The following is a 26,368-nucleotide window of genomic DNA, read 5'->3' on the forward strand; positions in this document are numbered from 1 at the left end:
GGTCTTCCTTTCAATTTGAAAAGCTTATTTTAACAAGGCTAATTTTGAAGATGTTGAATTCTTTTCAGTGCGCTTCAACATTACCAATATTCCTGTTGCAACGGCGCATAAACCACACGAATAAAAAAAGAGCCTTTATACAAAGACTCTTTTTAACATTATGTGAACTGATTAGCTCGCTGGTAATGGTGGCGGTGTGCTTGGACCATCGGTTGGTGTTACATCAATCACAGGATTGTCTGCAATATACACCTTCGGTGGCTGTGGCTCACGACCTTCCATAATGTCACGGATTTGGTCACGATCAATGGTTTCCCATTCCAACAATGCTTTTACCATTGCGTGGGCAATGTCTTGGTTATTTTCCAAAATATCGCGGGCAACTTTATATTGCTCATCAATAATACGACGAACTTCAGCATCCACTTGTTGCTGGGTGGCTTCAGAAATGGTACGGCTGCCTAAACTACCCATGAATGATTGTTGTGTATCATCTTCATAGACCATTACGCCTAACTTGTCAGACATACCGTATTTGGTCACCATCGCACGTGCTAATTTAGTCGCACGCTCAAAGTCATTCGATGCACCTGTCGACATTTGATTAATAAAGACTTCTTCTGCAATACGACCACCAAACAAGATAGACAAGTCGTTCAGCATTTTGTCTTTATAATGGCTAGTTTGGTCATGTTCAGGCAATTGCCATGTCACACCCAATGCCCAGCCACGCGGCATAATCGTTACTTTATGCACAGGGTCTGTACCCGGCAGCATTTCAGCAACAATCGCATGACCTGCTTCATGATAAGCCGTTGCACGACGTTCTTCTTCACGCAGCACCATCGACTTACGTTCAGGGCCCATATACAACTTATCTTTAGCATCTTCAAAGTCGTGCATATCCACCGTATTTTTATTACGACGGGCAGCAAACAATGCAGCTTCATTCACAAGGTTCGCCAATTGCGCACCAGAGAAGCCTGGTGTACCACGTGCCAAGACTTTGACATCTACACCTGTAACTGAAGGCAGTTTTTTCAAGTGAACATTCAGAATTTGCTCACGACCTTTAATGTCTGGCAAGCCAACCATTACTTGACGGTCAAAACGACCTGGACGCAATAAAGCTTTATCCAGTACATCGGCACGGTTTGTCGCAGCGATAACAATAATGCCTTCATTGCCTTCAAAACCATCCATTTCAACAAGCATTTGGTTAAGTGTTTGCTCACGTTCATCGTGACCACCACCTGTACCTGAACCACGGTGACGACCTACCGCATCAATCTCATCAATAAAGATGATACATGGTGCATGGCGTTTAGCTTGCTCAAACATATCACGAACACGAGAAGCACCTACACCCACGAACATTTCAACGAAGTCAGAACCAGAAATGCTGAAGAATGGAACTTTGGCTTCGCCTGCAATGGCTTTGGCCAATAAGGTTTTACCTGTACCCGGTGGACCTACCATCAACACACCTTTAGGAATAGTTGCACCTAAACGCTTGAATTTAGCAGGGTCTTTTAAGAAATCTACAATTTCAACCACTTCTTGTTTTGCTTCGTCACAACCTGCTACATCGGCAAATGTGACTTTAATTTGGTCTTCAGACAACATTTTGGCTTTAGATTTACCAAAGCTCATCGGGCCGTTTTTACCACCTGCACCGCCACCCATGTTGCGCATAAAGAACATGAATAACAAAATGATTAAAAGTACAGGGAAACTTGCGATCAATAGTTGCATTAACAAACCTTGACGTTGAGGTGCAGTACCTTCAACAACAACGTTGTTTTTAATCAGATTCGGCATCAGTTCAGGATCTTGAACTGCTGGACGAATGCTTTCAAAGGACGAGCCGTTGACTTTTTCGCCACTAATTCTTTCGCCATCAATTGTGACTTGCTTAATTTGACCAGCATTCACCGCTGTAACGAACTCTGAATAGTTCATTGCAGTTGGCTTTTCACTGTTATTGATGTTGCTGAAAATTAGAATCAGCACACCAAGTATAATCAGCCACAATACGGCATTCTTGAAGAGATCGCTCAAAGCTTTATTCCCATATCAATCTAATTTGATCATGCCCGTTACTGGGTGACCTTTCATTCAAAAAGCTGAAGATCAGCTAGACAATTCATTAAAAACGTACAAAATGCACAATTTTTAACGGCTTGGCAAGTAAACTTTATTTAGACGCTTTTTTACGTCCTTGTCCAATAAGGAATACTTCTTTGGAACGCGCCCGTGAAGCAGCGGGTTTTGCTGTCTTTAGAACATCAAAACTGTCCACGACCTGTTTACGAAATTCGTCAAACCCCGAACCTTGGAACACTTTGACCACAAACTGGCCATTGGGTCCCAATACACGGTTGGCAAAATCGAGCGCCAACTCGCATAAGTAAATTTGACGCGGTTGATCTACAGCTTTATTACCTGATGTATTGGGGGCCATATCGGAAATTACAACGTCTACCGTGCGTCCGTTTAAAATATTTAACAATTTTTCGAACACTTCTTCTTCGCGGAAGTCACCTTGTAAAAAGGTCACATCTGGTAATGCGTCCATTTCCAAAATATCGGAAGCGATCACCAAACCTTTGTCGCCGACAAGTTTCCCTGCGATTTGCGACCAACTGCCTGGTGCTGCACCTAAGTCCACCACCGTCATACCGGGTTTGATCAGTTTATATTTTTCTTGAATCTCAAGTAGTTTGTATGCAGCACGTGCACGATACCCTTCTTTTTGCGCTCTTTTCACAAAGGGATCATCTAGGTGCTCTCTCATCCACGCACGACTACTTTTGGATAACTTTTGGTTGGTAATGCGTGTTGCCATAACTCTCTTAGTAACGAATAGCCATCTAAATTGCGATTGTACGTGAAAATTAGCAAGCTTGCAGTAGACATCTGTATCTAAATGCCAATAACTGACAAGTTTTTTCTATTAAATCCATCGCTTATTTCTGTACTGTGGCATAAAAAACCACACTCATCACTAATGGATAAACCTAAGCAAATGTTCAATTTTGATATTTTTGTACTGCTGCAAGATCGCGGATTATTTGCATAGAATTTACAGCGTTTCAAATTGGCTTTTGTTATACTAAGCCGTTTTTAAAATTAGGTTATCTTTATGGCGGCTCTCTCTATTCAGGAACGCAAGCGTTTACGTCAAATTGGTCATGCACTTAACCCTGTAGTGATGGTTGGCGGTCAAGGTTTGACTGAAAATGTAATTGAAGAAACCAACCGTGCTTTAAACGATCACGAATTGATTAAAGTTAAAATTGGTGGTGAAGACCGTGAAGTACGTGCAGCTGTAATTACTGAAATTGCTGCAGCAACAGGTTCTGAAGTGGTACAAACAATTGGTAAAATTGCTTTACTTTATAAAAAAGCAGCAAAACAAAATGCCAAGTTGTCAAATTTAGTTCGTCACGCTCATTTGTCTAACTAAGCTTATATGGCAAGTTACGAACTCAGCGCCTTTGATCGTCAGTTTCAAGCGATTTCTTTGGTCGGTGCAATTGAACAACAAAGTCCGTTTAGCTTAAATGTAGGTTATTGGCTGCGTGATCCGAATCAATGGGTCGAATGGCCTGCATTGGTAGCTTCACATCCACGTCAGGACTTTTTGTGGAAACAGACCTGCTTTGAAATTTTCATTGGCGTTCAGGGCGAAGATTTTTATCGTGAAATCAATCTCTCCCCTTCTCAAGCTTGGCAAGCCTATGCCTTTGAAGAATATCGTTATCCTGAGCAAATGCCACCTGTGGCCGCTTATGATATTGAGTTGAATCAGCTAAAACGTACGCATTACGGTTTAAATGTCAGTTTGGATTTAACCGAATTTATGCTGAAACATAAACTGAAATGGACAGATTTGTTTATTGGGCTGACGGCTGTGCTCAAAACCAGTCAAGGCGAGCAATTTTATGCCATGCAACACAGCAGCCCTGCCGCCGATTTTCACAATAAGCGCGATTGGCTACATCAGTTCTAACTGTGATTAATAGTAGTTTAGATTGAAACAACTAGTTTTTGGTTTGAGCAAGAAATTTAAATAAAAAAGTGAGGCGCATGACCTCACTTTTTTTTATGGCTGAATCAGCAACAGATTAAACTGGATTATGCTTGATCAGTTTCATCATTAGTTTCAGTTTTTGATGGATTTACTTTTTTCCACGCTTCTAGTGTGTGCTCTTTAGAACGCTTAAAAGTTTCAGCCAATTGATCTTTGTGTTTTACTGAAATGCTGCTGACATCTTCTTTCAACTCTTTACCAAGTTTAGAAAGATCTTCAATAATTGCGCTAAATTCAGTTTTTACAAAGTCTTTTAATTCGCCCAAATCTTTAGGTGAACTGCCAAATTGTGCTTTTAAAGCTTCAATTTTTTGCAACACATCTTGCTTTAACTGACCCAATTGCTCTTGCACGCTGGCATTGAGTTGTTTTGCTTCGGCTTGAAGTTTTTCTTGCGTTTCTGCAACCACATCAAGCACCTGCTCTTTGGCATCATGCGTTACTTTTTCAAGCTTTTCAGCGCCTTCACTTACTGCTTTGATTGCACTGTTTTGTGGTTCAGTGGCTGATTTATCTTGTTCAGTCATTCGCTTTTACCCAAGGTCGTTGTTGTTTATAAATTAAGCATAAGGCAATTTAGACTAAAATGGGTTTTGGATTGTCTAACAATCGTAGATTGCTTACATTTGGACTACACGCTAAAACATAAACCTAGCAAAAAAAGCAAGTCTTTTATCTTACATATTCGTTAGATTCACAATGGACTTTTGGCGAGTTCATGCGTATAATGCAATGTTAAGTTCAAGCGAGCAGACATAGGAGGGTAGGTTTAAATATTGACCTTCCTTTTTTTTCGTCTACTCGCTTTTTTACAGCCCTATTTTTGTGGTTTTAGTTCAGGAGCTTTGGTTTGAGCACCCCCGCCATTTTAGCCCTCGCCGACGGTACAATCTTTAAAGGTACGTCTATCGGTGCAACGGGAAGCACGACTGGTGAAGTCGTTTTTAACACTGCCATGACTGGCTATCAAGAAATTTTGACCGACCCGAGTTATGCACAACAACTTGTGACTTTAACTTACCCACATATTGGGAACACTGGTTGCAATGATGAAGATGTTGAGTCAGGTCGAATTCATAAAGTATGGGCAAACGGTTTAATTATCCGTGATTTGCCTTTATTACACAGTAACTTCCGTTCTACTCAATCTTTAGGCGAATACTTACAACAACACAATGTTGTTGCAATTGCCGATATTGATACCCGTAAATTGACCCGTATTTTACGTTCCAAAGGTGCGCAAAACGGTTGTATTCTTGCTGGTGAAAATATCACTGAAGAAGAAGCAATTGCAAAAGCACGTGCATTTGGCGGCTTAAACGGCTTGGATCTTGCAAAAGTATGCTGCGACCCTGAAGGTTTTGAATGGACTGAAGGTTCATGGGAACTTGGCAAAGGCTTTACTCAACCTGAACTTAAATATCATGTGGTTGCATACGATTACGGTGTCAAAACCAACATCCTGCGTATGCTCGCAGACCGCGGTTGCAAATTAACCGTTGTTCCTGCACAAACCCCTGCTGAAAAAGTCCTTGCGTTAAACCCAGATGGCATTTTCTTGTCAAATGGCCCTGGCGATCCTGCTGCATGTGACTACGCAATTGAAGCTGTAAAAACAATTGTAGAAACCACGAATATTCCTGTATTTGGTATCTGTTTAGGTCACCAAATTCTTGCACTTGCATCAGGTGCAAAAACAATGAAAATGCCGCACGGTCACCACGGCGCAAACCATCCTGTACAGAACTTAGAAACTGGTACAGTGATGATTACTTCTCAGAACCACGGCTTCGCGGTAGATGAAAGCACCTTACCAAGCAATGTATGTTCAACGCATCGTTCATTGTTCGATGGCACAAACCAAGGTATTCATCGTACAGACAAGCCTGCATTTAGCTTCCAAGGTCACCCAGAAGCAAGTTCAGGTCCACATGACTGCGCACTCTTGTTCGATCATTTCATCGAACTTATTGAAGCCGCTAAGAAGTAATTAAGGAGCGAAATAATGCCTAAACGTACGGATATTAAAAGCATCTTAATTATTGGTGCTGGTCCTATTGTTATTGGTCAGGCTTGTGAGTTTGACTATTCTGGTGCTCAAGCATGTAAAGCGCTGCGTGAAGAAGGTTACCGCGTTATTTTGGTAAACTCGAACCCTGCGACCATCATGACTGACCCTGCAATGGCAGATGCAACTTATATCGAGCCAATCACTTGGCAGACTGTTGCAGCAATCATTGAAAAAGAACGTCCAGATGCAGTACTTCCGACCATGGGTGGTCAAACTGCATTGAACTGTGCGCTTGCATTAGATGCCAACGGTATTTTAGCCAAATACAATGTTGAATTAATTGGTGCAACCAAAGACGCGATTGAAAAAGCCGAAGACCGTAAATTGTTTGATGAAGCAATGCGCAAAATTGGTCTTGAGTGTCCAAAAGCAGCAATTGCTGAATCTATGGAAGAAGCACTTGAGATTCAATCTCGCTTTGGCTTCCCTGTGATTATTCGTCCATCATTCACCATGGGTGGTTCTGGTGGCGGTATCGCATATAACAAAGAAGAATTCCTTGAAATCTGTGAACGCGGTTTCGATCTTTCTCCAACCAAACAATTATTGATTGATGAATCACTTATTGGTTGGAAAGAATATGAGATGGAAGTTGTACGTGATAAAAACGACAACTGTATCATCGTATGTTCAATCGAAAACTTTGACCCAATGGGCGTGCACACTGGTGACTCAATCACCGTTGCTCCTGCGCAAACTTTGACGGACAAAGAATACCAATTGATGCGTAATGCATCTTTAGCGGTACTTCGTGAAATTGGTGTAGAAACAGGTGGTTCTAACGTTCAGTTCGGTATTTGCCCGAATACTGGTCGTATGGTTGTGATTGAGATGAACCCACGTGTATCTCGTTCATCTGCACTTGCATCTAAAGCCACTGGTTTCCCAATTGCAAAAGTTGCAGCGAAATTGGCTGTGGGTTATACCCTTGATGAACTGAAAAATGACATCACAGGCGGTACCACTCCTGCGGCATTTGAACCATCAATTGACTACGTTGTAACTAAAGTTCCACGTTTCAACTTTGAAAAGTTCCCTCAAGCAGACGCGACTTTAACCACGCAGATGAAATCTGTAGGTGAAGTCATGGCGATTGGTCGTAACTTCCAAGAATCTGTAAACAAAGCCCTTCGTGGTTTAGAAACTGGCGCTTGTGGTTTTGACGAACAAATTGAAGTGGGTGCTGAAGGCGCACGCGACAAGATTTTAGTTGAATTGAAAGTTCCAGGTCCTGAGCGTATTTGGTACGTGGCTGACGCATTCCGTCATGGCTTTAGCTTGGACGAAGTTTTTGAAGCGACCAAAATTGACCGTTGGTTCTTAATTCAAATTCAAGACATCGTGAACACTGAAAATGAAATCAAAACTTTAGGTTTTGGTGATCTAAACGCTGACAACATCCGTTCGTTCAAACGTAAAGGTTTATCTGACCTACGTATTGCGAACTTGATGGGTATTTCACAAAAGCAATTCCGTAAACACCGTTGGAACTTGGGCGTAACCCCAGTTTATAAACGTGTGGATACCTGTGCTGCAGAGTTTGAATCTGACACAGCATATATGTATTCAACTTACGATGAAGAGTGTGAATCAAATCCTTCAGCGAAAGACAAGATCATGGTGATTGGCGGTGGTCCAAACCGTATTGGTCAAGGTATCGAATTCGATTACTGCTGTGTACACGCTGCGCTTGCAATGCGTGAAGATGGTTTTGAGACCATCATGGTGAACTGTAACCCTGAAACAGTATCTACCGATTACGACACTTCAGACCGTTTGTACTTTGAACCAATTACTTTGGAAGATGTACTTGAAATCGTACGTACTGAAAAGCCAAAAGGCATTATCGTACAGTACGGTGGTCAAACTCCATTGAAATTGGCACGCGCTTTAGAAGAAGCAGGTGCGCCAATTATTGGTACATCACCAGATGCGATTGACCGCGCAGAAGACCGTGAGCGTTTCCAGCAAATGATTCAACGTCTGCAATTGCGTCAACCTAACAACAGCATTGTAAAATCTGCTGAAGAAGGTATCGCAGAAGCAGCGAAAGTGGGTTACCCGCTCGTTGTTCGTCCATCTTATGTATTGGGTGGTCGTGCAATGGAAATCGTGTATAACGAAGAAGAATTGAAACGCTACTTGCGTGATGCAGTTCAAGCATCTAACGATGCACCTGTACTGTTAGACCGTTTCTTGGATGATGCGATTGAAGTTGACGTAGACTGCGTATCTGACGGTAAAGATGTGGTGATTGGCGGTATTATGCAGCACATCGAACAAGCAGGTATTCACTCTGGCGACTCAGCATGTTCAATTCCACCTTATTCATTGTCAGATGAAGTACAGGACGAAATGCGTCGTCAAACTGTTGCAATGGCAAAAGAGTTGGGCGTTATTGGTCTAATGAACGTACAGTTTGCAGTGAAAGGCAATGACGTTTATATCTTGGAAGTGAACCCACGTGCATCACGTACTGTTCCGTTCGTTTCTAAGTGTATTGGCGAATCATTGGCTAAAGTTGCAGCACGTTGTATGGCAGGTCAATCTTTAGAAGCACAAGGCTTTACTAAAGAAATTATTCCGCAACACTTCTCTGTGAAAGAAGCTGTGTTCCCATTCAACAAGTTCCCTGGTGTAGACCCTGTGCTTGGGCCTGAGATGAAATCTACAGGTGAAGTGATGGGTGTGGGCAAAACTTTTGGTGAAGCATTCTATAAAGCTGTGTTAGGCTCGAATGATCGCTTACCAGGAATCCCAACTGAAGGCGAAGTAAAACATGCATTCTTATCTGTACGTGAGTCAGATAAACCGCATGTGGCGCGTATTGCAAAACAATTGGCTGATTTTGGCTTCAAACTTGTTGCAACGGGTGGTACGCATAAAGTCATCACCGATGCAGGTATTGAGTGTGAACGTGTGAATAAAGTGACTGAAGGTCGCCCACACATTGTAGACCGCTTGAAAAATGGTGAGATTCACCTCATCATCAATACTTCTGAAGGCAAACAAGCTCAGCAGGATTCATTCTCAATCCGTCGTTCTGCACTGCAAGGTAAAGTGTATTACACCACGACCTTGAATGGCGCAGATGCTGTATGCCAAGCCTTAGCGATTAAATTACCAATGGATGTATATCGCCTGCAAGATCTTACTGTAGGTTAATACATATCAATAAAGTCCCGTCACCTTTCGGGTGGCGGGCTTTTTTCATTTATAGACTTCAATATTTTTAAAGAGGGACAACATGCAACGTTATCCTATGACGCCTGAAGGTAAACACGCTTTAGAGCAAGAATTACAACAACTTAAATCGGTTGAACGTCCACGTATTACTGCAGCGATTGCAGAAGCGCGTGAACATGGCGATTTAAAAGAAAATGCTGAATACCATGCCGCACGTGAACAGCAAGGTTTCTGCGAAGGTCGTATCCAAGACATCGAAGGTAAATTAGGCGCTTGCCAAGTAATTGATGTTAAAGAATTGGAACAAAACGGACGTGTGGTTTTTGGTGTGACTGTGACCATTGAAAACCTAGACACCGAAGAGCAAAAAACCTACAAAATTGTAGGTGATGATGAAGCTGATTTTAAAATCAATAAAATTTCAGTGAATTCGCCTATTGCACGCGGTTTGTTGGGCAAAAATGAAGGCGATGAAGCCAAAATTGTCACTCCGCAAGGCGAAGTGGAATATGAAATTGTGAATGTAGAATATCTTTAAGTTTTAATAAAGATGACTACACGCGATGCCCCTCTTTGAGGGGTTTTTTATTGCCTATAAATCATACAGCCGAGCTTATAGATTATACTGCGATAAAAATAGAGGAAAATAAGATGGAAAATCGCATCATTCATGCATTTGTTTATGCGCTTTCTGGGGCTGTGTTAGGACTGATTTTGATTCCAGTCTGGGGACTCTTTATCAATACACAAACCAGTCCTGTCAGTATCGTATTGGCATCATCACTCTTTTTTGCTATTTGGGGATTCTTATTTCCAAACAGTGTTAAAAATGTTTTTATGTATTTGTGGAATTTTTTTAAGATAGATACTTTAAGCTTTAAATCACTAAAGCAACCTCTTTTGAAGAATTATTATTTATCAATTAAAGTTGCCTTTTGGTGGTTGAACTATCTAGACTGACTAAACGTTAGTCAATTGATTTTACGGTGTTGATTTAAAAACAGAAGATATGGAATTAAAAATACAAAGATTAATGCAGGTATAATAGTAAAAAAGATCAGATACCACACATAGCGTTGATTGGTTTTATATAATGCAACGTGATAATCAATTCCTCTATAAAAGTCGGGTGATTTGATTTTGAAGATCAAATATCTATATTTCAATGGATATTTCAAATCATCAATATATTGAATATCAAAACCTTGATCCATCATATAACCGTATTGGCATTTATCTTTTAAGATTAGATTACAAACAGGGGTTGCCTCTATATCAGCATTATTAACATCCATTACTGGGAAAACACCAGTTCCTGAAAACCTATTTAAATTAGCTTTTACTCCCCCCTTCATAATCACTTTTGCTTGTTTGAGTTCACTGACATAACCCTCTATATCCAAAAAAAGAATAGCGACCTTTTTATTTAAACCTGTTGACATGGCAATGACCATAACCAATATGACACCTAATTGGATATGTCCCCAAAGATAGCCCTTCTTTTCAGCCTTAAGCTCTTCTATTGGTGTCGTACTAAGCACATGTCCAGACCAAAAACCAAAAAATAAAGTACTGCTAAAGAACCAAATGGTTAACCATTTCATGCCATCAAAATTGGCATCGGCAAAAACCCAGTACAGCATCCCACAGGCGTAAACAATAATAGCCGTAAGCGCTAGTGTGTAACGGTTAGTGTTAAAAGCACTCATAAGTTACGATTATCCTTAAAATTTATTTGAGCAATTTTTTTTGGCTGCACTTCCTCCACATCAGCAAACAAACTAAATGTTTGATTCACATAATTCACAACACCTGAAATTTGATCCATGTAACCCCTAAATACAGGTGTTTTCATGCAGAATCTCTAGCTTGTATCTTAAGGGAAAATTCTACTTTTAAATCCTATTATTTTTTTAGGGGGGATTACCAAAGTAAAGGTATGAATGATTCTTTTTATTTCATCTGCTATTTTTTCCTCAAACTCATTTTAGACAAACATTAACTTCTCTGCCCACCAAGCTTCTGTCAGGATGAATATTATAAGAAATCAAAAGTAACTCATATATAATTCTATTTCATTAATTTTTTACACATACACCATGTCCGAAACGCTGATTAATTCCCCTGTTAAACACTGGTGCGAATTTGAGTTCATCTCCAAAACTGTGAAAAACCCCAACATCCACATCAAAGGCAATTACTCTTATTATTCAGCCTATTGGGATCAGGGTTTTGAACGTTGTGTGGTGCGTTATTTACATGACAAACCTGCAACAGCAGAAAAACCTATTGATCAGCTCTTTATTGGCAATTTTGTCTGTTTTGGTGCGGAATGCGTGATTATGATGGGTGGCAATCAATTGCATCGCAGTGACTGGGTTTCGGCTTTTCCGTTTGATACTCGCAGTTTTGTTGCGGCAGGTGATACCACAATTGGCGATGGCTGCTGGATTGGCAGTCGCGCCATGATTATGCAAGGTGTTGAACTAGGCGAAGGTGCAATTGTGGCGACAGGTGCAGTGGTTACGCAAGATGTACCGCCTTACGCTATTGTGGCAGGTGTGCCTGCCAAAGTAATTAAATACCGCTTTAGTGAAACAGAGATTGCTCAACTTTTGGCGCTAAAACTGTATGATTTTGATGAAAAATATTTACTGAAAATCCGCGAACAATTGCAGAGTAATGATGTCAATCAACTGATCGATTTTTTGACAAACACGCAAACAAAAAATGACTAAAACTTTAGTTGAATTGAAAGCACAGCTTCATAATTTCATGCTAAATTAAGGTGAAATAAGGACTTACAGCACTCAATTATCTTTATGAAATTACTGGGTTTTATTCTATATGAATTCAGCGTAAGATAAGACAGGACTCAGAGCGAATATTTTATTAAAGTATTGAAATTACAATAAGGAGAAACACTCATGGCTTACCAAAACATCCTCGTACCAGTGGACGGTTCTGAAACTTCTTTTGCCGCTGTTGCAAAAGCTGCTGAACTTGCAAAAGCATTTGGTAGTAAAATCACTGTGGTACAAGTACTTACACTTGACCCGTATATTGCTGCAGAATACATCACTGCAAACCAAACCAATGACTTGATTGAACGCGCTCGCGCTTCTATCGTAAAAACTTTAGAAGAAGCAAAGCAAAAATTCACTGAACAAGGTGTTGAAGCTGAAACTAAACTACTTGAAGGTCAAGTAATTGCACGCGAAATTACCAATGCTGCAAAAGACTTAAATGCTGACCTTATCGTGATTGGTTCACATGGCCGCACTGGCTTGAAAAAATTATTCTTAGGTAGCGTTGCGCAAAGCATCCTAAGTGAAGGTACAACACCTGTATTGGTTGTACGTCAATAAGATTGCGTGTTCCTCATTTCTACGGAAGTGAGGAACTTCCCCTCTCATTTAAATTTCTTTGTTTGTTCTAAAATTTTTATTTGCAGCACTCTATTCAGCAAATTTTCTCAGTATCACCATATCTCAATATTAAACGCTCGATTTAGCAGCTCAGTTTAATTCTGCCATTGGTATTGTTTTAAATTCACCTTCTCTGCAATTACCACAATCCCTTCTTCCTGTAATTTTAAAGTTTGTATATTTTCTCCTTGGGCGTTTAGTTTGCTTAGGCTAATTTTTCCTTGCGCATTAATCACCCGATGCCACGGCACAGTATGTTCTGCCGATAAATGCCTGAGGACATAACCGACCAAACGTGCATGTTTGGGCAGACCCGCTAGGCGTGCCACTTGCCCATAGGTCGCAACCTGACCTGCTGGAATCAAACACACCACGTTCAAAATCATGTGTGCTAATTCATCACTCGGTTTACGGCTTAACGTTGTTTGCATCTATCCACTCGCATTCATTTAGCCTATAAAAAAGGAGCGACTGGCAGCACTCCTTTTGTTTATAAAACTTGATTTTTAAGTCAGTTAAATTGCGGCATTGAATGTATCACAATCACTGATCAAGCCTGATTTTAAGCCAGTCTGGAACCATTGTACGCGCTGTGCACTGGTACCATGCGTAAAGCTATCAGGCACGACTTGCCCACGTGCACGTTTTTGTAAATAGTCATCGCCAATTTTATGTGCCGCATCCATTGCTTCTTCAATATCACCTTGTTCGAGGAATTGAGTACGTTGATGGTTATGATGCGCCCACACTCCCGATAAACAGTCCGCTTGCAATTCCTGACGCACCGAAAGCTGGTTGCCCTGTACTTCACTGACTTGCTGACGTGCTTTATGAACTTGCTCTGAAATTCCTAAAACGGTCTGAATATGATGCCCAACTTCATGTGCCACCACGTAGGCTTGGGCAAAATCACCTGCCTGATCATCTCGGCTTAATTCAGTCTGATTTTGTTCACCACCAATACCCATTTGCTGACGCATGGCTTGGAAGAATGAAGTATCAATATATACTTTATGATCGGCTGGACAATAAAATGGCCCCATTGCCGATTGTGCCGTACCACAGCCAGAATTGACCACACCTGTAAATAACACCAGTTTAGGTGGTATATATTGGCTATTTAACTGCTGCTGAAACACTTGTGACCACGTATCTTCTGTATCGGCCAAAACAGTGCCCACAAACTCAATTGCCTCTTGTTGTTCAAGAGTTGGATTATCTAAACCTTTAGTTTCAGCACTTTGCGCATGTGAGGTGACTTGCTTGGTCGCTTGATAAGCCGATTGCGGATCGATGCCAAAGAACTTCCATGCAACAAAGGCCACCACTAAGCCCAAAATACTGATACCGCCCGCTTTTGCTCCACCGCCACCACGGCGGTCTTCTACATTCGTGCTAACTCGACGACCTTTCCAACGCATTATTCTTATCCTTCTCTTAAACTCTGATAATAGATTAAGCCGATTTAGACTTTGACCACACTTTTTGAACAAGTGCGACCACAATCACCACCAAGATGCCTGCCAAAATACCCACGACAAGGTTCATCAACATTGGCGTGACTGAACCTACAATACTGCCCATCGTTGGGATGTCTTGTACATACTCTACCGTATCTTCTGTGAAATGGTGCACAAAAGGAATAGCATGATTGATAATTCCTCCACCAACCAAGAACATCGCTGCAGTACCCACCACAGATAAAGTCTTCATTAAAATTGGAGCAAATGCCAGTAAACCACTCCCAATACGTTGTTTAAAATTGGCAGCTTGTTCTGTGAGGTATAAACCAATGTCATCAATTTTGACAATTAACGCAACGAACCCATAGACACCCACCGTCATGGCAATCGCAATTAAACTTAATACTGTCACTTTGGTTAGAAAGCCTGCCGCAGCTACAGTCCCCAAAGAAATCACCACAATTTCCGCCGATAAAATAAAGTCAGTACGCACAGCACCTTTAATTTTTTCGGTTTCATAAGCCGCAAGGTCTTGCTCAGTTTGAATTAGCTCAAGTTGCGCTTCTTTAGCCGTTTGGGCTTTTTTGTGTTGTAAGGTGTGCATGATTTTTTCCACACCTTCATAACTTAAAAATAGACCACCAACCACCAATAAAGGATTGATTAACCACGGCGCAACGACACTAATTAATAACGCGAGCGGTACTAAAATTAGCTTATTGATGAATGAACCTTTAGCCACACGCCATACCACAGGCAACTCACGCTCTGCACGTACACCACTGACTTGCTGCGCATTCAACGCCAAATCATCGCCCAAAACCCCTGCGGTTTTTTTTGCAGCCATTTTGCTCATAACTGCCACATCATCTAAAACTGTTGCAATGTCATCTAATAAAAGTAATAAGCTGCTCGCCATTGCGTTGTTATCCTTATATGATTTTCAAGTTATTTTAAAACTGAATTTATATAGGGTCTGTATTTACTTCATTAATTTTTACAGCAAAATTTTTTACAGTAAATTCTATTCAACTCACTTAAGGAAGTGACATTGAAAAATGTTATGCCTTACAATGTAGCAATTCATCGGTACATAGATGTCGTAGATACGACTTGGAATAAAAAATGAGTAATCAAGATAATCGTCCTGTGATTTTGACAGGCGATCGTCCAACTGGACAACTACATTTAGGTCACTTTGTGGGTTCTTTACGTTCACGTGTAGGTTTACAAGACTCACATCATCAACATCTGTTACTTGCCGATGCTCAAGCTCTGACCGATAACGCCGATAACTTTGAAAAAGTCCGTCGTAATATTATTGAGGTAGCAACCGATTATTTAGCGGTGGGGATTGATCCAACAAAAACCACCATTTGCGTGCAATCTTGCCTGCCTGCATTAAACGAACTCACCATGTTGTATTTAAACTTCGTGACTGTGGCACGTTTGGAGCGTAACCCAACCATTAAATCTGAAATTCAGATGCGTGGTTTTGAGCGTGATATTCCTGCAGGTTTCCTGTGCTACCCTGTAGCTCAAGCAGCCGATATTACTGCATTTAAAGCAACGGTCGTTCCTGTAGGTGAAGACCAAATTCCAATGATTGAACAGACCAATGAAATTGTGCGTCGGGTGAATCGTCAAATTGGTCATGACTTGCTACCTGAATGTCAGGCATTGTTGTCAAATGTCGGACGTTTACCTGGTTTTGATGGTAAAGCGAAAATGTCAAAATCACTGGGCAATACCATTGTGTTAGATGCCACAGACAAAGACATTAAAAAAGCTGTCAATGCAATGTACACCGACCCAAATCACCTGCGTATCGAAGACCCAGGTCAGGTTGAAGGCAACGTAGTATTTACTTATTTAGATGCCTTCGATACCAACAAAGAAGAACTTGAAGAACTGAAAGCGCATTATCGTCGTGGTGGTTTGGGCGATGGTACGGTGAAAAAGCGTTTGGAAGGCATTCTAAAAGAATTGATTGGGCCGATCCGTGAACGTCGTATCGAACTTGCTAAAGATCCTGACTACATTATGGATATTTTGAAAACAGGCACCGACAAATGCCGTGATATTACCCAGCAAACTTTAGATGAAGTGAAAGCTGGCTTGGGTGTATTCCGCTTCTAAGCATTTTGTAGATACAAATATTTTAAAGTCTCTTATTCACATGAATAAGAGACTTTTTATTTGAGTGAAAAATCAACACAAGCTGACTCGACTCACAAAAAACACTTATTACTTACGTGATTTAACATCACGTAACCTGAATACTGCGGAATAGTATTCATTCTCAGTTTAGTATACTTACATGCTTTAGGAGCAATCCTAATTTCATAACATTTCTCCGTTATCGAAGCTGTGAAAGCAGATTCGTTTTCATACGCAATGATCACCCCAATCATTGCGTATTTTTTTTATTTGAATCAGCTGTTTATACAGCTTGTACAACAATAAAAATCATTTCCCTAGATGCAAAAACTACTTGAACGGCTTTGTCGCACAAAGATTTCATAACTATATGATTTAAAAGTTTTGATTATTTTTTGATACAAAATTAAATTTATTTAAATCAGATGCTTACATATTTATGCAACAAAGCAATACCAAATTAACTCTTATCATATACTTTATCTCTCAAATGTGGCTAATTTTTCAGCATAAAAAAATCCCCAATATTGGGGATTGAGCGCAGAATAAAATCAAGCTCTTCAAAATTTGACTTATTTAAGCAAATCCTGATCTTTTAAGACTTGCCACATGGTAGAACCCAATTCAGCAGGGCTACGCGTATAAGCAATTCCAGCACGCTCAAAGGCAGCAAACTTTTCTTCTGCTGTGCCTTTACCGCCTGAAATAATTGCACCCGCATGCCCCATACGCTTGCCTTTTGGTGCAGTCACACCTGCAATATAACCCACTACAGGTTTGCTGACATTGGACTGAATATATTCAGCAGCCTCTTCTTCTGCCGTTCCGCCAATCTCACCAATCATAATAATGGCATCAGTATCTGGGTCATCTTGGAATAATTTTAAAGCATCAATCTGATTCATTCCTGGAATTGGATCCCCTCCAATACCAATACAAGTCGATTGTCCAAGTCCAAGTTTTGTAGTTTGAGCTACCGCTTCATACGTCAGCGTACCTGAACGTGAAATAATTCCAATACGGCCTGGTTGATGAATATGTCCTGGCATAATGCCAATTTTACATTCGCCTGGTGTAATCACGCCTGGACAATTCGGCCCAACTAAACGTGTTCCATTGCTATTGGTTTCCAAATAGCGCTTAGCCTTGAGCATGTCGATGGTTGGCACGCCTTCTGTAATCACGACAATTAAACCTACGCCTGAATCTACAGCTTCCACAATCGAATCTAGAACAAATGGTGCTGGTACATAAATCACGGATGCATCTGCAGCTGTTTCACGTACCGCTTCTTTCATAGTGTTAAACACGGGTAATTCTAAATGTGTTTGACCACCTTTTCCTGGCGTTACCCCACCCACCACTTTAGTTCCATAATCAAGTGCTTGTGCTGAGTGAAAAGTACCATTTTTACCAGTGAAACCTTGTACCAATACTTTGGTGTTTTTATCAATTAATACGCTCATGCCTGATTCTCCTTAAGCTTTCACTGCAGCAACAATTTTTTCTGCAGCATCGGACAAGCCATTTGCAGAAATAAGTTTTAATCCTGATTCATCTAGTAATTTAGCACCTAGCTCTGAGTTGTTTCCTTCTAAACGAACCACCACAGGCACAGTAACATTTACCTCTTGAACCGCTGCAATAATTGCTTCTGCAATCATGTCACAACGTACAATTCCACCAAAAATATTGATTAACACGCCTTTGACTGAGTGATCTGCCAAAATAATTTTAAAGGCTTCAATCACACGCTCTTTGGTTGCACCACCACCTACATCTAAGAAGTTCGCAGGCTGGCCACCATACAACTTAATAATATCCATCGTTGCCATTGCCAAGCCCGCACCATTGACCATACAGCCAATGTTGCCTTCCAAAGCTACATAGTTCAGGTCAAATTCTGAAGCACGCAATTCACGCTCATTTTCTTGTGACTTATCTCGCAGCGCCAATACCTCAGGTAAACGGTACAACGCATTAGAGTCAATTCCGACTTTAGCATCGACACATAAAATCTCACCATTTTCGCGCACTGAAAGTGGATTAATTTCAAACAATGCAAAATCATTATCAATAAATGCCTGATAAGCCGCAGTCATAATTTTTACAAACTGAGTGATTTGGCTATCTTTTAGTTTTAAGGCGAAAGCAACTTCTCGCGCCTGAAATGGCAATAACCCCACCAATGGATCGACTTCTACTTTAATAATTTTTTCAGGGGTTTCTTCTGCGACTTTTTCAATTTCAACCCCACCTTCGGTAGATGCCATAAAGGTGACACGACGGCTAGAACGATCTACCACTGCACCCAAATACAGTTCACGCTCTACAGGATAGACATCTTCTGCAACCAAAATACTGTTTACCGGCTGACCATAAGCATCAGTTTGATAAGTGACCAAGCGTGTACCAATAATTTCATTGGCATAGTCTGCAGCTTCCTGTGCAGATTTCACCACTTTTACACCACCCGCTTTACCGCGACCACCTGCATGCACCTGAGCTTTCATCACCGCAAATTTACCGCCCAGTTGCTCGAAAGCTTGCACGGCTTCTACGGCTGTAGTTGCCAAAATGCCTTCTTGTACTGGCATACCATATTTTTTTAATAGCGCTTTTGCTTGATACTCATGTAGATTCATTGACTAACCTTTTACTACTTCTTTTATTCAGTTATCACCACTAATATCAAACCGAAGTTTTAATATTGCTTTCCTTGTGTGGTGTTTTTCCTATGCTCTTTACTTTTAGATGATTATTCCCATAAATACAACCATCAAATGCAAAAAGAGCGGCCTAAGCCGCTCTTTTTAGTTTTATTTGCGTTTACGCTGAATCGCGTGAATCGCACGCCCATCTACAGCTAAAGCGGCTTCATGCACCACTTCAGAGAAGGTTGGGTGACCAAATGTCATTAATTGTAAATCTTCAACTGAAGATACAAACTCAAGTGCAATCATACCTTGGTGAACGATGTCAGACGCAGCAGGGCCAATCACGTGCATACCCAATAAACGATCTGTTTTTGCATCTGCAACAAACTTCACGAAACCAGCACCTTCGCCTGCAGCTAAAGCACGACCATTTACCGCGAAACCGAATTGACCAGTTTTCACTTCGTGGCCTTTTTCTTTCGCTTGCTCTTCAGTTAAACCAACCCACGCCGCTTCAGGGTGTGTGTAGATTACTGAAATGATTGTGTCATAGTTAACTTGTGCAGCATGACCGTGAATACGTTCAACTGCCATTACGCCTTCTTCCATTGCTTTGTGTGCAAGCATTGGACCACGTACCAAGTCACCAATTGCATATACACCTTCAACAGAAGTTGCACACCAATCGTTTACTTCAACTAAGCCACGTTCAGTCAGTTTAATACCGCAGTCATCTGCCAATAAACCTTCAGCATAAGCACGACGACCTACACAAACGATCAATTTATCGAAAGTTTGTTCTTTTTCTTCGCCGCCTTGGGTATATTTAACAGTCACTTCACGACCATTAACTTCAGTACCTGAAACTTTCGCACCGATACGGATATCCATACCTTGCTTAGTCAATAGTTTCTGGTAGTCTTTTGCCAAAGCTTTGTCAGCCATTGGTAAGAATGCATCCATTGCTTCAAATACAACAACTTCTGCACCTAGACGACGCCATACTGAACCAAGTTCAAGACCAATTACGCCTGCACCAATCACACCTAAACGCTTAGGCACTTCTGGGAATTCTAATGCACCAGTAGAATCAACAATAATGTCTTGATCTACAGGAGCAACAGGAATATTTACAGGAACTGAACCAGTCGCAAGAATCACATACTTAGGCTCTAAAACTTGAGTTTCGCCTTCATGAGAAACGAACTCAACTTTTTTACCTGCAAGCAATTTACCCGTACCTTTTAACCACTCAACACCGTTACCTTTTAATAACTGATCAATACCGCCAGTTAATTGGTCAACGATTTTGTCTTTACGTGCTAATAGCTTCGCAAGGTCAAACTGTACTTCACCTGTAGTGATACCATGATCAGCCAAGTGATGAACCGTATCTTCATAACGATGTGAAGAATCGAGTAATGCTTTAGATGGGATACAACCCACGTTTAAGCATGTACCACCCAAAGATGGTTTACCTTTGTGAATACGTTTTTCGATACACGCAACTTTAAAGCCAAGTTGAGCCGCACGAATTGCCGCTTCATAACCACCTGGGCCACCGCCAATAACAACAAGATCAAATTGTTGAGACATTTTTATCTCCAAAAATGGGCTTAGAGGATCGCTCCAAGCCCACTGATTTATTCTTTAGAATTAAAGGTCAAGGATGAGTTTAGCTGGCTCTTCTAACAATTCTTTGATTGTTACAAGGAAACCTACAGCTTCTTTACCATCAATTAAACGGTGGTCATAAGAAAGCGCTAAGTACATCATTGGCAAGATTTCAACTTGACCATTTACCGCCATAGGACGCTCTTGGATTTTGTGCATGCCCAAAATTGCAGTTTGTGGCGTGTTTAGAATTGGTGTAGATAACAATGAACCGAAAGTACCACCGTTAGTAATGGTGAATGTACCGCCAGTCATATCTTCAATACCTAGCTTACCGTCACGTGCTTTATAAGCATAGTCACGAATACCGTTTTCTACTTCAGCGTAGTTCATGCGGTCTGTATCACGTAATACAGGAACCACTAAACCACGGTCAGAAGAAACCGCAACACCGATGTCGTAGTAACCGTGATATACGATGTCTTCGCCATCAATAGAAGCGTTTACTGCTGGGTAACGTTTCAATGCTTCAGTTGCAGCTTTCACGAAGAAAGACATAAAGCCTAAACGTGCACCATGACGTTTTTCAAATGCGTCTTTGTATTGTGCACGCATTTCCATGATTGGCTTCATGTTCACTTCGTTGAATGTTGTCAACATTGCAGTTTCTTGAGTCGCTGCAAGTAAACGCTCTGCAACACGCTTACGTAAACGTGTCATAGGAACACGTTTCTCGATACGCTCACCTACCGCAACGCTTAATGGCGCAGCTGCAGCAGCAGGTTTAGCTTGATGATTTGCAACATCTTCTTTAGTGATACGACCACCACGACCTGTACCAGAAACGTCTGCAGCATTGATACCTGTTTCAGTCAACGCTTTACGTACTGCTGGTGCTTGGTCAGCAACTGGTTGTGCACGCTCAACAACTGGCGCAGCGCCTGCTTCAGTTTTCGCCGCAGCTTGCTCTACTTGTGCTTCAGACTGAACTGCTTGAGTTTGAGCAGCGCCAGAAACAGCACCCGCTTCAAATTGAGCAATTACTTCGTCAGAAAGAACTGTATCGCCTTCGTTTTTGATGATTGCAGAGATTGTGCCATCAGCAGGAGCGACTACTTCCAAAACAACTTTATCGGTTTCAATATCACAGATCACTTCATCACGTGAAACTGCTTCACCTGGTTGTTTGTGCCAAGTTGCAATCGTACCGTCTGCAACTGACTCTGGAAATACCGGTGCTTTAATTTCGGTTGCCATTACTTCGAATCTCCTGTTATTCAGCTACGATCGCAAGCGCGTCATTGATGAGCTGAGCTTGTTGTTTTGCATGCAAATATGGTGAACCACACGCTGGTGCTGCAGATGCTTCACGACCCGCATAACTAATGCGAATCTGTTTACCAGTTTTCATTACGTCATCATATAAACGTGGCGCGATGAATAACCAAGCACCTTGGTTCTTCGGCTCTTCTTGAGTCCAAACTAATTCTTTTACGTTTAGATAAGAAGCAAGAACTTCAGCAAGACGTTGTTCTGGATATGGGTACAACTGTTCAATACGAACAATTGCAGTATTGTTCAATTCTAATTCACGACGCTTTTCAAGCAAGTCGTAATACACTTTACCACCACACAATACCAAACGCGTCACGTCTGATTTGTTGATGTTGTCAATTTCATCAATCACAGTCTGGAATGTACCAGTTGCAAGCTCATCAAGGTTAGATACTGCTAACTTGTGACGAAGTAAAGACTTCGGCGACATGATGATCATTGGCTTACGGATTGGACGAATCGCCTGACGACGTAAAGCGTGGAAAATCTGTGCAGGTGTTGTTGGTGTCATCACTTGCATGTTTTCTTCCGCACAAAGCTGTAAGAAACGCTCTAAACGTGCAGATGAGTGCTCAGGACCTTGACCTTCAAAACCGTGTGGAAGAAGCATCGTTAAACCACATACACGCTCCCATTTGGTTTCGCCAGATGAGATGAACTGGTCAATCACCACTTGAGCACAGTTTGCGAAGTCACCAAATTGTGCTTCCCAAATGATCAAGCTCTTTGGAAGTGTCGTTGCATAACCATATTCGAATGCCAATACTGCCATTTCAGACAATAATGAGTCGTAGATTGCAACGCGTGGTTGGTTCTCTTTGATGTGGCAAAGTGGAATATAAGTTTTACCATCGACTTGGTTATGCAGTTTTGCATGACGGTGCGAGAAAGTACCACGACCAACGTCTTCACCAGTCAAACGAACAAGGTAACCCTCATCCAACAAAGATGCGTAAGCTAAAGTTTCAGCTGCACCCCAGTTTAGTGGCATTTCACCTGTTTGCATTTTCAAGCGATCGTCAATCACTTTGGCAACTTGGCGCTGCATCACGAAACCTTCTGGAAGTTTACGCATGGTTTGACCAAGTTCTTTCAAACGCTCGATAGGGAAAGTTGTATCCCAAACGTCTGTATAGTCGTGACCCAAGTATGGCGACCAATCTACAAACATTTTAGTATTTGGCTCAAGTACCAATGCGTTCGCAACGTGATTACCCGCTTCTAAATCTGCGCGGTAATCTTCAATCATTTGATCTGCTGCTGCACGATCCAACACACCTTCTTGCACCAATTGGTCAGCATACAAAGTACGTGTAGTGGTCTTTTTGTTGATCACTTGATACATCATTGGCTGAGTTGCTGCAGGTTCATCCGCTTCGTTGTGACCACGACGACGGTAGCAGAACAAATCAATCACAACGTCTTTACGGAATGTATGACGGAAATCGTGTGCCAATTGAGATACAAAAATCACCGCTTCAGGATCATCGCCATTCACGTGGAAAATTGGCGCCTGAATCATTTTTGCAATGTCAGTACAGTATTCAGTAGAACGTGCGTCACGTGGGTCAGATGTTGTGAAACCAACTTGGTTGTTAATCACAATGTGAACTGTACCACCTACGGTATAACCGCGAGTTTGTGACATTTGGAAGGTTTCTTGGTTAACACCTTGACCTGCAAATGCGGCATCACCGTGAACGATTAATGGCAATACATCATCACCACCAATGTCTTTACGACGTACTTGGCGCGCACGTACAGAACCTTCAACCACAGGTCCAACAATTTCTAAGTGCGATGGGTTAAACGCAAGTGCCAAGTGCACTTCACCACCCGGAGTCATCACGTTAGATGAGAAACCTTGGTGATATTTTACGTCGCCAGAACCTTTTTTATGCAAGCTCTTACCTTCGAACTCACCAAATAGGTCTGCAGGGTTTTTACCCATGATGTTCACAAGCAGGTTCAAACGACCACGGTGTGGCATGCCAATCACGACTTCTTTACAGCCAACAGCACCCGCACGTTGAATGATTTCATTCACCATAGGGATAAATGATTCACCGCCTTCTACACCAAAGCGTTTCGCACCAACGTATTTATTACCTAGATATTTTTCTAGACCCTCAGCTGCTGTTAAGCGTTCAAGAACGTGTTTCTTTTGATCTGCAGTAAATGTGAACTTACCACGTGCGCTTTCTAAGCGTTGTTGAATCCAGCGTCTTTCTTTGGTATCAACAATGTGCATGTATTCTGCACCAATTGAACCGCAGTAGATCGCCTGCATGGCATCAACCATTTCGCCTAGTGTTGCTTCAGACTTACCAATTTCCAAATTACCTGTATGGAAAACAGTATCTAAATCAGACTTGGTTAAACCATGTGCAGCAAGATCAAGATCTGGCACGTCTTCACGTTTTGCCAAACCTAGTGGATCTAATTTTGCTTTTTGGTGACCACGGTTACGGTAAGCAGCAATCAGTTGCAACACGCCAATTTGACGTTGTTCATGTTCAGAACTCACTGAACCTTGAACAATGGCTTGAACGCGATTTGAATTACGACCTAATAAAAGGAATTGCTCACGTACATTACTGTGTGGTTGATCACCCTTCGGGAATTTATCGAAATATTCGCGCCAATCAGCACCGACTGATTCCGGTGACGTCAAATAATGCTCGTAAAGTTCTTCAATATACGCTGCACTATCAGCGGAAAGTTCAGTGTCAAGACGCAGTGCGTCAGCAACTTCTTGCATTTGTGGACCCATTTCCTATTGCAAAAACATTTTCCAGGATGCTTTTTAAGCAAAACCCATGATTGATAATGTCAAATTGGTAACATGACATTAGTCCCCAGTTGACATATGTCATGAGGCGTTATCACTACATTAGGAAAACCCAATGTCATTTATGAATCATAACGCCCTCATTGGCATCATCACTCATTTATATACTCGACCCAAGCCGAGCAATTTTTTGCAAAATCGTTTTAGAAAAAATAAGTGCTCAGTCTTAGCTTTTCTAATACGACTTTTCTGCAATAGTCCTGATTTAATAACACATCATTTGCACTTAAAGTGTTGATAAAATGTACGAAAATTCAACATTTTTCAGATATAGTCATTTGTTAATCGTAACATGATCTCAGAAATGCAATTGATTTTTTTGACACATACCTCCTATAAATTGGCGAAATACACTGATTCTATTTTCATCTAACATATGGTGCTTTATTTAAAAAACAGATGCAATTTAGACCAAAGTCCAACACCGCTATTTCAGATAAAATAAAAGAGAGCACATCTCTCAATCTGCCCTCTCACTTACACGTTACATGATAACATCTAAAAATAAATATTGCAGCTAAACTTGGCATTTGCCCATGCTTTACAACAAAATAGCAGCACTGGATTACAATTGTGTGCAACTTTAGTCGGCTAAATGCTGTTTTTGTCTATTTATCCAACAGTTATACCTAAAAAATATCAAATACTCACTTTTTAATCACTTCTTTGCATGCAACATTTTTCATTTATGTACTCATCAAAAACAAGCAACTTATCACACGACTTTTATCGTAATTTTGGCACAAAAAAAAGCACACCTAGGTGTGCTTTTTTCAACTGATCACGCAGTCTATTAGCCAGCCATATCTAAAAGCATGTTACGGATGTGACCGATTGCTTTAGTTGGGTTCAAGCCTTTAGGACATACAGATACACAGTTCATAATACCTTTACAACGGAACAAAGAGAATGGATCGTCAAGACGAGCCAAACGCTCTTGAGTTGCAGTATCACGCGAATCGATAATGAAACGATATGCATTCAACAACGCTGAAGGACCCAAGAACTTGTCTGGGTTCCACCAGAATGATGGGCATGAAGTTGAACAACATGCACAAAGAATACATTCATACAAACCATCAAGATGCTCACGCTCTTCTTGAGATTGTAAACGCTCTTTTGGTGGCGCAGGTTGGTTGTTGATCAAGAACGGATGAATCTTGTTATACTGATCGTAGAACTGATTCATGTCTACAACCAAGTCTTTAATTACAGGAAGACCCGGAAGTGGACGAATTGTGATCACTTCTGGTAAATCGTTTAGGTTCCAAAGACACGCTAAACCGTTTTTACCATTGATGTTTACACCATCAGAACCACAAATACCTTCACGACATGAACGACGGAATGTCAAAGATTCGTCTTGTACTTTCAATTCAAGAAGTGCATCAAGCAACATACGGTGCTTATCAGTCAATTCAAGCTTAAAAGTTTGCATGTACGGTGCTTTATCCTTATCAGGATCGTAGCGGTAGATATTAAATGTACGAGTACCTCTACTCATCTT

General features: G+C 41.2%; 23 protein-coding genes. 9 read left to right on the forward strand and 14 right to left on the reverse strand.

Going from position 1 to position 26,368, the window contains the following annotated elements:
* Positions 1–171 precede the first annotated feature (171 nt).
* Together ftsH and rlmE are read right to left on the reverse strand one after the other, a co-directional pair.
* Entirely contained in the window at positions 172–2,061 is a 1,890-nt protein-coding gene (ftsH, locus tag FTV41_RS05785; RefSeq protein WP_004972155.1) for an ATP-dependent zinc metalloprotease FtsH, read from the reverse strand.
* A gap of 136 nt (positions 2,062–2,197) precedes the next feature.
* Positions 2,198–2,848: a 23S rRNA (uridine(2552)-2'-O)-methyltransferase RlmE gene (rlmE, locus tag FTV41_RS05790; protein ID WP_004972157.1), complete on the reverse strand. Its 651-nt coding sequence runs from the start codon at positions 2,846–2,848 to the stop codon at positions 2,198–2,200.
* A gap of 297 nt (positions 2,849–3,145) precedes the next feature.
* On the opposite strand from rlmE, the gene yhbY reads away from it, so the two are divergent.
* Positions 3,146–3,469: a ribosome assembly RNA-binding protein YhbY gene (gene yhbY, locus FTV41_RS05795; protein ID WP_004972158.1), complete on the forward strand. Its 324-nt coding sequence runs from the start codon at positions 3,146–3,148 to the stop codon at positions 3,467–3,469.
* Positions 3,470–3,475: 6 nt separating this feature from the next.
* The gene (locus tag FTV41_RS05800) at positions 3,476–4,015 is read left to right on the forward strand and encodes a DOMON-like domain-containing protein (RefSeq protein WP_179996273.1); all 540 of its coding nucleotides are present in this window, start codon (positions 3,476–3,478) and stop codon (positions 4,013–4,015) included.
* 125 nt (positions 4,016–4,140) lie between these two features.
* Here FTV41_RS05800 and FTV41_RS05805 read toward each other — a convergent pair whose 3' ends face one another.
* A complete protein-coding gene (locus FTV41_RS05805) occupies positions 4,141–4,623 on the reverse strand; it encodes a hypothetical protein (RefSeq protein WP_004972162.1) in 483 nt (160 codons plus the stop codon).
* A 323-nt stretch (positions 4,624–4,946) separates the two neighbouring features.
* On the opposite strand from FTV41_RS05805, the gene carA reads away from it, so the two are divergent.
* The 4 genes from carA (at position 4,947) to FTV41_RS05825 (ending at position 10,313) form a co-directional block, all read left to right on the forward strand.
* Positions 4,947–6,086 (forward strand): glutamine-hydrolyzing carbamoyl-phosphate synthase small subunit, encoded by a 1,140-nt coding sequence (carA, locus tag FTV41_RS05810; protein WP_096901001.1) that lies wholly within the window; start codon positions 4,947–4,949, stop codon positions 6,084–6,086.
* A gap of 15 nt (positions 6,087–6,101) precedes the next feature.
* On the forward strand, positions 6,102–9,332 hold the full coding sequence (gene carB / locus FTV41_RS05815; protein ID WP_004972166.1) for a carbamoyl-phosphate synthase large subunit: 3,231 nt from the start codon (positions 6,102–6,104) through the stop codon (positions 9,330–9,332).
* Between the two features lie 82 nt (positions 9,333–9,414).
* Positions 9,415–9,891, forward strand: coding sequence for a transcription elongation factor GreA (greA, locus tag FTV41_RS05820; RefSeq protein ID WP_004972169.1), 477 nt, complete (start codon positions 9,415–9,417; stop codon positions 9,889–9,891).
* A 113-nt stretch (positions 9,892–10,004) separates the two neighbouring features.
* Positions 10,005–10,313, forward strand: a complete 309-nt coding sequence (locus FTV41_RS05825) for a hypothetical protein (RefSeq protein WP_257221921.1) — start codon at positions 10,005–10,007, stop codon at positions 10,311–10,313.
* Positions 10,314–10,324: 11 nt separating this feature from the next.
* Here the strand turns inward: FTV41_RS05825 and FTV41_RS05830 are convergent, their stop codons facing one another.
* Together FTV41_RS05830 and FTV41_RS05835 are read right to left on the reverse strand one after the other, a co-directional pair.
* Positions 10,325–11,062: a hypothetical protein gene (locus FTV41_RS05830; RefSeq protein WP_179996274.1), complete on the reverse strand. Its 738-nt coding sequence runs from the start codon at positions 11,060–11,062 to the stop codon at positions 10,325–10,327.
* Entirely contained in the window at positions 11,059–11,208 is a 150-nt protein-coding gene (locus FTV41_RS05835; RefSeq protein ID WP_171486376.1) for a hypothetical protein, read from the reverse strand. The genes FTV41_RS05830 and FTV41_RS05835 overlap by 4 nt, the downstream gene beginning before the upstream one ends.
* Positions 11,209–11,452: 244 nt before the next feature.
* On the opposite strand from FTV41_RS05835, the gene FTV41_RS05840 reads away from it, so the two are divergent.
* On the forward strand, positions 11,453–12,091 hold the full coding sequence (locus tag FTV41_RS05840) for a CatB-related O-acetyltransferase (protein WP_179996275.1): 639 nt from the start codon (positions 11,453–11,455) through the stop codon (positions 12,089–12,091).
* Positions 12,092–12,280: 189 nt separating this feature from the next.
* Complete coding sequence (locus FTV41_RS05845) at positions 12,281–12,721, forward strand: universal stress protein (protein ID WP_004972175.1); 441 nt, start codon at positions 12,281–12,283, stop codon at positions 12,719–12,721.
* A 155-nt stretch (positions 12,722–12,876) separates the two neighbouring features.
* Here the strand turns inward: FTV41_RS05845 and FTV41_RS05850 are convergent, their stop codons facing one another.
* The 3 genes from FTV41_RS05850 to FTV41_RS05860 form a co-directional block, all read right to left on the reverse strand.
* The gene (locus tag FTV41_RS05850; RefSeq protein WP_004972177.1) at positions 12,877–13,212 is read right to left on the reverse strand and encodes an MGMT family protein; all 336 of its coding nucleotides are present in this window, start codon (positions 13,210–13,212) and stop codon (positions 12,877–12,879) included.
* A gap of 84 nt (positions 13,213–13,296) precedes the next feature.
* A complete protein-coding gene (locus FTV41_RS05855) occupies positions 13,297–14,202 on the reverse strand; it encodes a neutral zinc metallopeptidase (RefSeq protein WP_179996276.1) in 906 nt (301 codons plus the stop codon).
* A gap of 34 nt (positions 14,203–14,236) precedes the next feature.
* Complete coding sequence (locus FTV41_RS05860; RefSeq protein WP_004972181.1) at positions 14,237–15,163, reverse strand: DUF808 domain-containing protein; 927 nt, start codon at positions 15,161–15,163, stop codon at positions 14,237–14,239.
* Positions 15,164–15,369: 206 nt separating this feature from the next.
* Here FTV41_RS05860 and trpS point away from each other — a divergent pair, with 206 nt between their 5' ends.
* Complete coding sequence (gene trpS / locus FTV41_RS05865; RefSeq protein ID WP_004972183.1) at positions 15,370–16,383, forward strand: tryptophan--tRNA ligase; 1,014 nt, start codon at positions 15,370–15,372, stop codon at positions 16,381–16,383.
* Between the two features lie 593 nt (positions 16,384–16,976).
* Here the strand turns inward: trpS and sucD are convergent.
* The 6 genes from sucD to FTV41_RS05895 all read right to left on the reverse strand — a co-directional run bounded on the left by sucD (position 16,977) and on the right by FTV41_RS05895 (position 26,365).
* Complete coding sequence (gene sucD / locus FTV41_RS05870; protein ID WP_179996277.1) at positions 16,977–17,870, reverse strand: succinate--CoA ligase subunit alpha; 894 nt, start codon at positions 17,868–17,870, stop codon at positions 16,977–16,979.
* Between the two features lie 12 nt (positions 17,871–17,882).
* A complete protein-coding gene (sucC, locus tag FTV41_RS05875) occupies positions 17,883–19,049 on the reverse strand; it encodes an ADP-forming succinate--CoA ligase subunit beta (protein ID WP_168418044.1) in 1,167 nt (388 codons plus the stop codon).
* 174 nt (positions 19,050–19,223) lie between these two features.
* The gene (gene lpdA / locus FTV41_RS05880; protein ID WP_131260672.1) at positions 19,224–20,657 is read right to left on the reverse strand and encodes a dihydrolipoyl dehydrogenase; all 1,434 of its coding nucleotides are present in this window, start codon (positions 20,655–20,657) and stop codon (positions 19,224–19,226) included.
* 60 nt (positions 20,658–20,717) lie between these two features.
* Complete coding sequence (gene odhB / locus FTV41_RS05885; protein ID WP_004972191.1) at positions 20,718–21,932, reverse strand: 2-oxoglutarate dehydrogenase complex dihydrolipoyllysine-residue succinyltransferase; 1,215 nt, start codon at positions 21,930–21,932, stop codon at positions 20,718–20,720.
* A 16-nt stretch (positions 21,933–21,948) separates the two neighbouring features.
* On the reverse strand, positions 21,949–24,771 hold the full coding sequence (locus tag FTV41_RS05890) for a 2-oxoglutarate dehydrogenase E1 component (protein ID WP_179996278.1): 2,823 nt from the start codon (positions 24,769–24,771) through the stop codon (positions 21,949–21,951).
* 883 nt (positions 24,772–25,654) lie between these two features.
* Positions 25,655–26,365 carry a succinate dehydrogenase iron-sulfur subunit gene (locus FTV41_RS05895; protein ID WP_004972196.1) on the reverse strand — a complete coding sequence of 237 codons (711 nt, stop codon included), beginning with the start codon at positions 26,363–26,365 and terminating at the stop codon, positions 25,655–25,657.
* Positions 26,366–26,368: the final 3 nt, after the last annotated feature.

Origin of the sequence: Acinetobacter sp. YH16051, assembly GCF_013417135.1 — a bacterium.
Classification (GTDB): domain Bacteria; phylum Pseudomonadota; class Gammaproteobacteria; order Pseudomonadales; family Moraxellaceae; genus Acinetobacter; species Acinetobacter towneri.

Excerpts from the sequence above, each read along its gene's own strand:
- FTV41_RS05855 (WP_179996276.1), bottom strand. The coding sequence starts at position 14,202 with ATGCGTTGGAAAGGTCGTCGAGTTAGCACGAATGTAGAAGACCGCCGT.
- lpdA (WP_131260672.1), bottom strand. The coding sequence starts at position 20,657 with ATGTCTCAACAATTTGATCTTGTTGTTATTGGCGGTGGCCCAGGTGGT.
- FTV41_RS05800 (WP_179996273.1), top strand. The coding sequence starts at position 3,476 with ATGGCAAGTTACGAACTCAGCGCCTTTGATCGTCAGTTTCAAGCGATT.
- carB (WP_004972166.1), top strand. The coding sequence starts at position 6,102 with ATGCCTAAACGTACGGATATTAAAAGCATCTTAATTATTGGTGCTGGT.
- FTV41_RS05860 (WP_004972181.1), bottom strand. The coding sequence starts at position 15,163 with ATGGCGAGCAGCTTATTACTTTTATTAGATGACATTGCAACAGTTTTA.
- FTV41_RS05835 (WP_171486376.1), bottom strand. The coding sequence starts at position 11,208 with ATGAAAACACCTGTATTTAGGGGTTACATGGATCAAATTTCAGGTGTT.
- FTV41_RS05890 (WP_179996278.1), bottom strand. The coding sequence starts at position 24,771 with ATGCAAGAAGTTGCTGACGCACTGCGTCTTGACACTGAACTTTCCGCT.
- rlmE (WP_004972157.1), bottom strand. The coding sequence starts at position 2,848 with ATGGCAACACGCATTACCAACCAAAAGTTATCCAAAAGTAGTCGTGCG.
- sucC (WP_168418044.1), bottom strand. The coding sequence starts at position 19,049 with ATGAATCTACATGAGTATCAAGCAAAAGCGCTATTAAAAAAATATGGT.
- FTV41_RS05895 (WP_004972196.1), bottom strand. The coding sequence starts at position 26,365 with ATGAGTAGAGGTACTCGTACATTTAATATCTACCGCTACGATCCTGAT.
- yhbY (WP_004972158.1), top strand. The coding sequence starts at position 3,146 with ATGGCGGCTCTCTCTATTCAGGAACGCAAGCGTTTACGTCAAATTGGT.
- greA (WP_004972169.1), top strand. The coding sequence starts at position 9,415 with ATGCAACGTTATCCTATGACGCCTGAAGGTAAACACGCTTTAGAGCAA.
- FTV41_RS05845 (WP_004972175.1), top strand. The coding sequence starts at position 12,281 with ATGGCTTACCAAAACATCCTCGTACCAGTGGACGGTTCTGAAACTTCT.
- FTV41_RS05830 (WP_179996274.1), bottom strand. The coding sequence starts at position 11,062 with ATGAGTGCTTTTAACACTAACCGTTACACACTAGCGCTTACGGCTATT.
- FTV41_RS05805 (WP_004972162.1), bottom strand. The coding sequence starts at position 4,623 with ATGACTGAACAAGATAAATCAGCCACTGAACCACAAAACAGTGCAATC.
- sucD (WP_179996277.1), bottom strand. The coding sequence starts at position 17,870 with ATGAGCGTATTAATTGATAAAAACACCAAAGTATTGGTACAAGGTTTC.
- FTV41_RS05825 (WP_257221921.1), top strand. The coding sequence starts at position 10,005 with ATGGAAAATCGCATCATTCATGCATTTGTTTATGCGCTTTCTGGGGCT.
- FTV41_RS05850 (WP_004972177.1), bottom strand. The coding sequence starts at position 13,212 with ATGCAAACAACGTTAAGCCGTAAACCGAGTGATGAATTAGCACACATG.
- FTV41_RS05840 (WP_179996275.1), top strand. The coding sequence starts at position 11,453 with ATGTCCGAAACGCTGATTAATTCCCCTGTTAAACACTGGTGCGAATTT.
- trpS (WP_004972183.1), top strand. The coding sequence starts at position 15,370 with ATGAGTAATCAAGATAATCGTCCTGTGATTTTGACAGGCGATCGTCCA.
- odhB (WP_004972191.1), bottom strand. The coding sequence starts at position 21,932 with ATGGCAACCGAAATTAAAGCACCGGTATTTCCAGAGTCAGTTGCAGAC.